The sequence below is a fragment of the Ruegeria sp. BHSB064 genome, from assembly GCF_059613205.1.
This window is the reverse complement of the sequence record NZ_JBXWSB010000148.1, coordinates 1-9,337: the sequence shown is the minus strand read 5'-3', so window position 1 is coordinate 9,337 and position 9,337 is coordinate 1. Positions and strand designations below refer to the sequence as shown.

The 9,337-nt window shown below is 58.3% G+C and carries 9 protein-coding genes; 8 read left to right on the top strand and 1 reads right to left on the bottom strand.

What is annotated here, in order from left to right:
* The 8 genes from AC2FNU_RS21975 to AC2FNU_RS21940 form a co-directional block, all read left to right on the top strand.
* Nucleotides 1-564: alpha/beta fold hydrolase (locus tag AC2FNU_RS21975; protein WP_496792565.1), on the top strand; the 564-nt coding region annotated here is incomplete at its 5' end.
* Entirely contained in the window at nt 561-1,535 is a 975-nt protein-coding gene (locus AC2FNU_RS21970) for a threonine ammonia-lyase (protein WP_496792561.1), read from the top strand. The genes AC2FNU_RS21975 and AC2FNU_RS21970, both read left to right, overlap by 4 nt.
* A gap of 61 nt (nt 1,536-1,596) precedes the next feature.
* Nucleotides 1,597-2,385 (top strand): 3-oxoadipate enol-lactonase, encoded by a 789-nt coding sequence (gene pcaD / locus AC2FNU_RS21965; RefSeq protein ID WP_496792558.1) that lies wholly within the window; start codon nt 1,597-1,599, stop codon nt 2,383-2,385.
* A 12-nt stretch (nt 2,386-2,397) separates the two neighbouring features.
* Entirely contained in the window at nt 2,398-3,114 is a 717-nt protein-coding gene (locus tag AC2FNU_RS21960; protein ID WP_496792553.1) for an alpha/beta fold hydrolase, read from the top strand.
* Between the two features lie 96 nt (nt 3,115-3,210).
* Nucleotides 3,211-4,410 carry a TCR/Tet family MFS transporter gene (locus tag AC2FNU_RS21955; RefSeq protein WP_496792548.1) on the top strand — a complete coding sequence of 400 codons (1,200 nt, stop codon included), beginning with the start codon at nt 3,211-3,213 and terminating at the stop codon, nt 4,408-4,410.
* Between the two features lie 82 nt (nt 4,411-4,492).
* Complete coding sequence (locus AC2FNU_RS21950; RefSeq protein WP_496792543.1) at nt 4,493-5,587, top strand: Zn-dependent alcohol dehydrogenase; 1,095 nt, start codon at nt 4,493-4,495, stop codon at nt 5,585-5,587.
* Between the two features lie 19 nt (nt 5,588-5,606).
* The gene (locus tag AC2FNU_RS21945; RefSeq protein ID WP_496792540.1) at nt 5,607-6,839 is read left to right on the top strand and encodes a mandelate racemase/muconate lactonizing enzyme family protein; all 1,233 of its coding nucleotides are present in this window, start codon (nt 5,607-5,609) and stop codon (nt 6,837-6,839) included.
* 112 nt (nt 6,840-6,951) lie between these two features.
* Nucleotides 6,952-7,239 (top strand): ArsR/SmtB family transcription factor, encoded by a 288-nt coding sequence (locus AC2FNU_RS21940; RefSeq protein ID WP_496792568.1) that lies wholly within the window; start codon nt 6,952-6,954, stop codon nt 7,237-7,239.
* 4 nt (nt 7,240-7,243) lie between these two features.
* Here the strand turns inward: AC2FNU_RS21940 and AC2FNU_RS21935 are convergent.
* On the bottom strand, nt 7,244-9,337 hold a 2,094-nt coding region (locus tag AC2FNU_RS21935; RefSeq protein ID WP_496792536.1), incomplete at its 5' end, for a cyclic nucleotide-binding domain-containing protein.

Here is a 9,337-nt window from a genome sequence, read left to right as displayed (position 1 = left end):
TTCGTTCTGGGCACCTCGCGGGGTGGTCTGATTGCCATGGCTCTGGCCGCAAGCCATCCCGAGCGGCTGGCCGGGGTGATCCTGAATGATGTTGGACCTGTCATTGAAACATCCGGTATCGCCAAGATCATGGCCTATGTGGGCGCGCAACCAACTGTGCAAACCTATGATGAGGCCGCTCTGACGCTGAAACAGGTAATGGAGCCTCAATTCCCCGGCGTTCCCCTGGAAACCTGGCGCATGCAGGCCGAAATTCAGTACGAAAAACGCGAGGATGGGTTGGCGCTGCGCTACGATCCCACACTTCGAAAGGCACTGATAGAACAGGCTGCAAGCGGGGCAACACCTGATCTGTGGATGTTCTTTGAAGCCCTGCGCGACATTCCGACGGGCGTTATCCGAGGGGCAAATTCGGACGTTCTGAGCGCCGACACGGTCAGTGAAATGCACGACCGTCATCCGGGCCTGATCTCAATAGAAGTACCCGATCGCGGGCATGTTCCATTTCTGAATGAACCCCAATCTTTGGATCTCATACAAAAGGTATTGAAGAGCGCCGCATGAGCACAATCGAGATGATCGAAGCCGCAGCAGAACGGCTGGACGGACATACCCGCAAAACACCGATCCTGTCTTCTCCATTTCTAGACGATCTCGCCGGACGTCGGATTTTGGTCAAACCGGAATGTCTGCAACATACCGGCAGCTTCAAGTTTCGCGGGGCCTGGTCGGCCATTTCGGCACTGAAAGAAGCCGAACGCCAGCGCGGTGTGATCGCGTATTCCTCGGGCAATCATGCACAAGGCGTTGCAATGGCGGCATCAAAGCATGGCATTTCTTCGGTCATCGTTATGCCGTCAGATGCGCCGCAACTGAAGATCGAAAACACCCGTGCGCTTGGGGCAGAGGTCGTTCTGTATGACCGAGCGAACGAAAAACGGGAAGAAATAGGCGAAGCTATTGCAGCCGAGCGCGGACTGACGCTGATCCGACCTTATGACGAACCACAGGTTATCGCAGGTCAAGGCACCACCGGGCTTGAAATCGCCCGGCAGGCATCGGATCTGGGCGTCACTCAGGCAGACGTGCTGGTCTGTTGCGGTGGTGGCGGCCTGACCTCGGGCATCGCTCTGGCCCTGGAAAAACATGCGCCGAACCTGCGCGCGCGACCTTGTGAGCCAGAGGGGTTCGATGACGTCAAACGCTCGCTGGCGTCAGGGCAGATTGAAAACAACAACGCAGCTTCAGGTAACATCTGCGATGCCATTCTGACGCCACAACCCGGAGATATCACGTTTCCGATTCTCAACCGCCTGTGCGGTCCGGGCTTGTCTGTCACCGAAGAAGAGGCTCTGCGCGCTATGGCACTTGCCTTCCTGCGCCTCAAGATCGTTCTGGAACCCGGCGGCGCGGTGGCTTTAGCCTCGGCCCTGTTTCGGGGCGACCAGATCGAAGGCGACGACGTGATCGTTGTTGCGTCTGGCGGCAACGTTGATCCCGCAGTTTTTGCCAGTGCATTGGAATTCCTGACCTGACAGGGCTGCACAAGATGTGCATGTTGCACCCCAAAAGGTCATGGCGACAAGGAAGCCAGTCATGAAGATCGCTGATCTGGGCGACGTGAAACTGAATTACCGCATCGACGGCCCAACTGACGGTGCGCCATTGGTCTTTGCCAATTCCTTGGGAACCGACCTGCACCTATGGGATGCGGTCTTGCCGCATTTGCCAAAAGGGCTGCGCATCATCCGATACGACAAACGTGGTCACGGGCAATCCTCGGTACCGCCCGCGCCGTATTCGATGGGCGCATTGATACGCGATGCAGAGGCATTGTTGGATCACCTGCAGGTCCGTGACTGTGTTTTTGTGGGCCTGTCCATCGGCGGGATGATTGCTCAGGGTCTTGCCGTCAAGCGCATGGACCAGATCCGTGGTCTGGTTCTTTCGAACACGGCGGCCAAAATCGCCACGCCTTCGGTCTGGCAGGATCGGATCGAAGCCGTGCGCAAAGGCGGGATCGAAGCACTGGCCGACGCAACGATGGAACGTTGGTTTTCGCGTGATTTCCGCGCCGCACAAAACCACCTGCCATGGCGCGACATGATGGTGGGCCAACCGGCTGAAGGATATCTTGGCTGTTGCTCGGCCATTGCAGGCACCGATTTCTATACCCCAACAAGCGGATTGCGCCTGCCGACCTTGGGCATTGCAGGCAGCGAAGACGGATCGACACCCACTGATCTGGTGCGTGAGACCGTCGATCTGATCCCGGGATCCCGGTTCCGGCTGATCCGCCGGGCAGGGCATTTGCCCTGCGTTGAAAAGCCAGCGGAATATGCAGAGATCCTGACTGGCTTTCTGACCGAAATCGGACATATCTGAAGGAGAACGGCAATGGCGTCTTTCCTGTTGGTCCACGGCTCTTGCCACGGTGCATGGTGCTGGCGCGACCTGATACCCGCGCTTGAAGCTCTGGGGCATTCTGCCAAAGCCATCGACATGCCCAGCCATGGCGCTGACCCTACGCCCGTAGCCGAGGTCACACTGGACAGTTGCCGCGACGCTGTGCTGCACGCCAGCACTGCCGATACAATCATCGTTGGGCATTCCTGGGGCGGCTACCCGATCAGCGCCGCCGCCGAGGCGCAACCCGACGCAATGCGCGCGCTGATCTATCTGTGCGCCTACGTGCCCAAAGACGGTCTTTCCATGGCCGAGATGCGCAGGCTCGGCCCAAAGCAAACTATTGCACACGCAGTTGAGAAATCCCCGGACGGGCTGTCATACACGGTGTCTGCCGAGGCTATTCCCCAGCTGTTCTACCATGACTGCCCTGACAACATCCTGCCTTATGCCTACGCGCGCCTGTGCCCTCAGGCCATACACCCACAGGAAACACCCCTTCCGACAGGTGCTAATTTCGACCGTGTGGCCAAGGCATATATCCGCACCACGGACGATCATACTGTACCAACCGAATACCAGGCCGAGATGAGCGCAGCGATCCCCGAAGATATGCGCCGCACCATCGACAGTTCGCATTCCCCGTTCTTCTCGCACCCGCACGAACTTGCGAAAATCCTGTCCGAACTGGCAGACAAATTGCCCTGATCTTTCGCAACGGCAGTTCGATCTGCAATCAACTCTCGCTTTCCTCGGTTAACATCTGTGCTTAGGGTGCGCTGATCAGATCTCTTGCCGGATTCCATGCGTCTGCCGTTTGTCTTCATCCTCAGCATCGTCATGATCGACGCCATGGGCATCGGTCTGGTGATGCCGATCATGCCGGAACTGATCGTCGAGGTTCAGGGCGGCTCGCTCGCCAATGCAGCGATCTGGGGCGGCGTGCTGAGCACAGCCTTCGCCGCGATGCAGTTTATCTTTGGGCCCATACTTGGAAACCTGTCAGACGCATACGGACGCAGAACCGTCCTGCTGGTGTCCCTGTTTGTCATGGCGCTGGACTATGTCGTCATGGCTGTTGCGGGCAGCATTTGGTTGTTGCTGATAGGCCGGGTCGTGGGCGGTGTAACCGCCGCTACTCACGCCACCGCTGCGGCCTTTATGGCAGATGTGTCCGCGCCCAAGGACAAAGCCGCAAACTTTGGCCTGCTGGGGGCTGCGTTTGGCATGGGCTTTGTCCTTGGGCCTGTCATCGGTGGGCTGCTCAGTGAATACGGAACTCGTGCGCCGTTCTGGGCCGCTGCGGGGTTGGCGGCGCTGACGTTTTGCATCGGCTATTTCGTGATGCCCGAGACAGTGACCGACAAAAACCGCCGCGCCTTCAGCCTGAAACGCGCAAACCCTCTCAATTCGCTAAACGCCATTGCCGCTTTGCCCGGTATCCGGCCGCTGCTTTGGGTGTATTTCCTGTATTCAGTATCCATCTACGTCTACCCCGCCATCTGGTCCTATTTCACAACCGAGCGATTCGGATGGTCGCCACAGATGATAGGCCTGTCCTTGGGTGTCTACGGTATAGGCATGGCCATTGTGCAGGGCGGATTGATCCGGCCTGCCATCCGGTTTCTGGGCGAGAGGGGTACAATCATCTACGGAATGGGTTTTGAGATCATTAGCTTCGCAATTCTGGCCTTCCTCACCAACGGCCTCATCGCGCTGCTTCTCATTCCAATAACGGCTATCGGAGCGGTCATTACACCTGCCCTTCAGGCCATGATGTCCAAGGCCACGCCCGATTCGCAGCAAGGCGAATTGCAGGGTGTTCTGACCGCTTTGCACGCGCTGTCGATGGTGATCTCACCTTTGCTGATGACATCCATTTTCGCGCAGTTCATTCGGCCGGACACACCGCTCTACCTGCCCGGCGCACCCTTCCTGCTGGCGCTAGTGCTTATGCTGGCAGGCTTCTTGTTGTTCCGCAGATCCAGCCCTGTCGTGGCGTAACAACGACACGCAAATGGCGGTTTCTGCCTTGCGAGTTGCCGTTTCCCGCGCCACCGTGAACCCAACGGGAGAGAGGGACAACATGCAAACAATCAAAGCCGCAGTCTGCCGGGCCTTTGGCGAACCTTTGGTAATCGAAGAGGTTCAGCTCGCAGCCCCCGGCACGGGCGAGGTCGAGGTGACACTGGACGCTGTCGCCATCTGCCATTCAGACATATCCTATGCCGAAGGCGCATGGGGCGGGTTCCTGCCCGCGGTTTACGGCCACGAGGCCGCTGGCGTGATCAGCGCCGTTGGTGATGCCGCTGGGGGCTTCAAAGTCGGCGACCCTGTGGTTGTCACGCTGATCCGAGCCTGCGGAACGTGCCCCAGCTGTGCGGGCGGAAAACCGACAATCTGCGAAACACCCTACGATACGGTCAAAGGGCCGTTGCTAACATGCGACGGAGGCCCGCTAGAGCAGGCCATGGCTTGCGGTGCCTTTGCCGAAAAAGTTGTGGTGAGCCACCGCCAGATCGTCAAAATCCCTGAAACCTTGCCCAAGGATCTGGCCAGCCTGCTCTCCTGCGGCGTTATCACCGGGGTTGGAGCTGCTGTGAACGCAGCAGGTTTGCGCCCTGGTCAGGACGTCGTGGTCATTGGTGCAGGCGGCGTCGGCCTGAACGCCATTCAGGGCGCGCGAATTGCAGGCGCGCGGCGGATCGTGGCCGTGGACATGACCGAAGAAAAGCTTGAGATCGCCAAGGAATTCGGCGCAACCCACGGCGTGTTGGCCAGTTTGGACCAGCCGTGGAAAGCCGCTTACAAGGCGTTAGGCGGGCGTGGTGCGGATGCGGTTCTGATCACGGTTGGCGCGATCCCTGCCTATGATCAGGCCCCGCGCTACCTTGGCCTTGGCGGCAAGGCGATCATGATCGGGATGCCGCATTCGGGTGACATGGCCAGTTATGAGCCTGTTGTTCTGGCAGCCCTGGGTCAGGGCGTTGTTGGCTCAAAGATGGGCGATGTGGTGATCCAGCGGGACATTCCGTGGATGGTGGATCTCTATGAACAAGGGCGACTGAAACTGGACGAGTTGATCTCGGGCCGCTGGTCTTTGGATCAGATCAACGAGGCTATTGCTGACACCAAAACCGGTTCGGCCAAGCGCAACGTGATCCTGTTCGACAGGACCTGACCCTCCGAAAGGACTTGGGATGAAACTACAGGATCTCGACGTTATCGTCACCGCCCCGCCTGCACCGGGCTGGGGTGGGCGCTATTGGATACTGGTCAAACTGACGACAGACACCGGCATCACCGGCTGGGGCGAATGCTATGCCTCCTCCGTTGGACCAGAGGCGATGCGCCATGTCATTCAGGACGTGTTTGAACGGCACATGCTGGGTGAAAACCCCGAAAACATCGAACTGATGTTCCGCCGCGCCTATTCCAGCGGCTTTACCCAGCGACCAGACCTGACCGTGATGGGCGCGTTTTCAGGGTTGGAGATCGCCTGCTGGGATATTCTGGGCAAGGATCGCGACCGCCCCGTCTATGCTTTGCTTGGCGGCAAGATGAACGACCGAATCCGGGCCTATACGTATCTTTACCCCCTGCCCCAGCACAATCTGACTGATTTCTGGACTTCTCCTGCGCAAGCTGGCGAAACGGCAGCTGAAATGGTGCGGCGTGGTTATACTGCCGTCAAATTCGACCCCGCAGGCCCTTACACGATCCGGGGCGGTCACATGCCCGCGATGAGTGACATTTCGATGTCGGTTGCCTTCTGCAAGGCAATCCGCGAAGCGGTGGGCGACAAGGCCGATCTGCTGTTCGGCACCCATGGTCAATTCAACACCGCCGGGGCCATCCGGCTGGGGCAAGCGTTGGAGCCTTATCAACCGCTTTGGTTCGAAGAACCCACGCCGCCGGACATGATCGAAGATATGGCCCGTGTCGCCCGCAATGTACGCATCCCCGTCGCCACCGGAGAGCGGATGACGACCAAGGCCGAATTTGGCGCCGTATTGCGTGCCGGGGCCGCGGAAATCCTGCAACCGGCGCTGGGACGCGCAGGCGGGATTTGGGAAATGAAGAAAGTTGCCGCCATGGCTGAGGTCTTCAACGCACAGATGGCACCGCATCTTTATGCGGGTCCGGTGGAATGGGCCGCCAATATCCATCTGGCCGCGTCGATCCCAAATCTACTGCTGCTGGAAACCATCGAAACACCGTTCCACGACCAACTGATCAAAGGATCCATACGGATCGAGGACGGATTCGTAACCCCACCAACAGCGCCTGGCCTTGGCATCGACGTTGACGAAGACCTGGCCCGCGCGCATCCGTATGTAGGTCGCGACTTACACCTTCAAATGCAGGAAGACCCCTGCGATTACGTCGAAGGCAACGCTTTTCAAGGCGGTGCCCCTGCAACCGAGGGGTGACAACACCTGCGTATTTGAGGCATATTGACCCAATAAAAATAGGAACAACGGTCAAAACGTGGCACTCAAACAAACCGATCCTCAGGCACACAGCACGGACACTCTGCCGGACATGAAAGACAATGCCGCCCGCGCGGCTGCGTTCCTGAAAACGCTGGCCCATGAGGGGCGGCTGATGATCTTGTGCCACCTTGGAGACGGTGAAAAATCAGTGGGTCAGCTTGAAGACCTTCTTGAGTTGCGACAGGCCGCAGTCAGCCAGATGCTGGCCCGCCTGCGCGAAGAAGGGCTTGTTTCGACCCGCAGAGATGGCAAAACGATCTACTACTCCCTGCGCGACGGGAAAACCGAACAAGTGATTGGCCTGCTCTACAAGCTGTTCTGCGCAGGAGACAGTTGATCGTTTAGCTGGAGACGTAGCCAGCGATCACCTGAAGCAACTTGAAGGCGGTCGCAGCGTCATTCTCGACAACAGCAAGGAATTCCTCTTCACCAATCCGCAGACAGGACAGCCGAGATTCAGCCACCATGCTCAACGCACGCGGCTCCTTGCGGATCAGGCCCAGCTCTCCGACCAATGCGCCCGGCCCTACTGTGGTGATCAGCTGATCCGGGCCCTGATCCTGCGGCAGGTACAAACCGGCTTCACCTTCAAGCACAACATAGGCACCATCGGTTGGTTGATCGTCTTTCAGGAACACCACCTGCCCAGGCTCGGCGTCAAACCAACGCGCACCAAAGGCTAAGAGACGCAACTGCCGCCGGTCCAGTCCCGAAAACAACGGGGTCTGTTCGAGCGCGCGCAGTTTCCGCGCCAGGTCTGCTGAGGCTGCGCTGTCTTCCTCCACGTCTACCGGTCCTCCGTCCGAGACCACACGACCTTGCCTGATTTCAACGTACATGTCGAATACATCGGGATTTTCGAACTGATCGTTCAGGTAGATGACGGTTGTATCAGGCAGCAATTCTCGGAGTTTCTTGTAGACAGCGACCTGCGTTTGCATGTCGTAGCTGGCCAAAGCACTTTCCAGGATCAGGATGTCCGGTTTTTTGATCGTTGCACGCGTAAAGGCCAATGGCTCTGCAAATACCGCTGGCAGGTTCTGACCACCCAAGGCCACCGGCACGTCATAGATCAGCTCCGTCACCAATGGCCGCGCGCCGTTTTCGGCCAGCACATCGACAATCAGCTTGCGCGCCTCATCGGAACGGGCACCGCCTATCTGGCTGACTTTGCCGAACAGCGCGTTTTCCATGACAGTAAGACCCGGGGCGTAGACGTCGGGGTCCAAAGGAACAAAGACGTCCTTCAAACGCTCCATCAGCTTCTCAGAGTGGCTGTGCCGCAGTTCGAGGATGCGGTTTTTCAGCTCATCGGTGAAGGCAGGCCCGATCTGTTCGGCCGAAATGACAAATGGCACAGCCAGCATATTGGCCAGTTGCTCATCATCCAGACCTGCCGAACCTTCCTTGCGCGTGTGCTCTACCAAATCCACGGCGGCTTCATAGGTCTGGGCATCCAACCCAAGCTTGCGGAACAGAGGGTGATCCGTTCCGTCAAGGCCAAAGATTTGGCGTAACATCTCAATCACGTCACGGGTCAAAGCGATCAGTGTTTCATCCAGCCCCAACTCTCGCAATTGCCCCAGAAACACCGTCTGTTCCACCAACAAGGCGTGCGTCACCGGAACGCTGGGCGTGGCAAACAGCAGGTTTTCGGCCACAGGCAAGGCCGGGTTGTACAGATTGCGATCGAAAATCAACGCTTGTTGTTCAAGACCCGCATCCTGAACGGCCTTACGCACAAGCGGTCGCAGCTGGACCAGTTTCTGCGCCAGTTCACAATGCTCGGCCGCGTTGAAGGTCTGTTCAGCACCGCGTTGAAACAGGGCCGCGCCCGAGCCCATCCCGTCGATCAGTTGCAACCACCAATCGCGTAAAGCCGCCGCATCCTGCAATCCGGCCAGAGAAGGATCAAGCCAATCCGCCTTGAACGGGTCAGAACTGTTCCCCGCCCGCAATGTTTCTGCGAAATCCGGATCATCCGAACCGTCTGCCAGAGGACGGAACCGCATTGGCATCATTACATTGTCACCCAGCGTGCCCTGAAACATGACGGGGCGGGAAGTGGCATAACCGATACGCGCGGCTACGACGCCTTGATGCAGCTCGGCCAGGTTGACATCGCCAATCCGAACCTTGCCGCCACTCGGCAGAATTTCACGCGTCAGCAACTCTGCAATCGCCCGTCGATCTTCTTCGCTGGGTGCTGAAATGCCGATTGTCTTGCCGCCGGGAAAGCTGAGGTTGAGATCGTCCAACACCTGATTGCCGTCCATGTCCCGAACCGAAACATGATCCAGCACAATATCACCGTTCAGATGGGGGCGTGCATCAGCTTCGCCCTCGAACAGGGCTTCGTCTTGCATCCCACTGGGCGCAAAGCGGTCAATCACCACGTCCCAACGCAAAGACATATCCTGCGTCTGGTTGTAGTA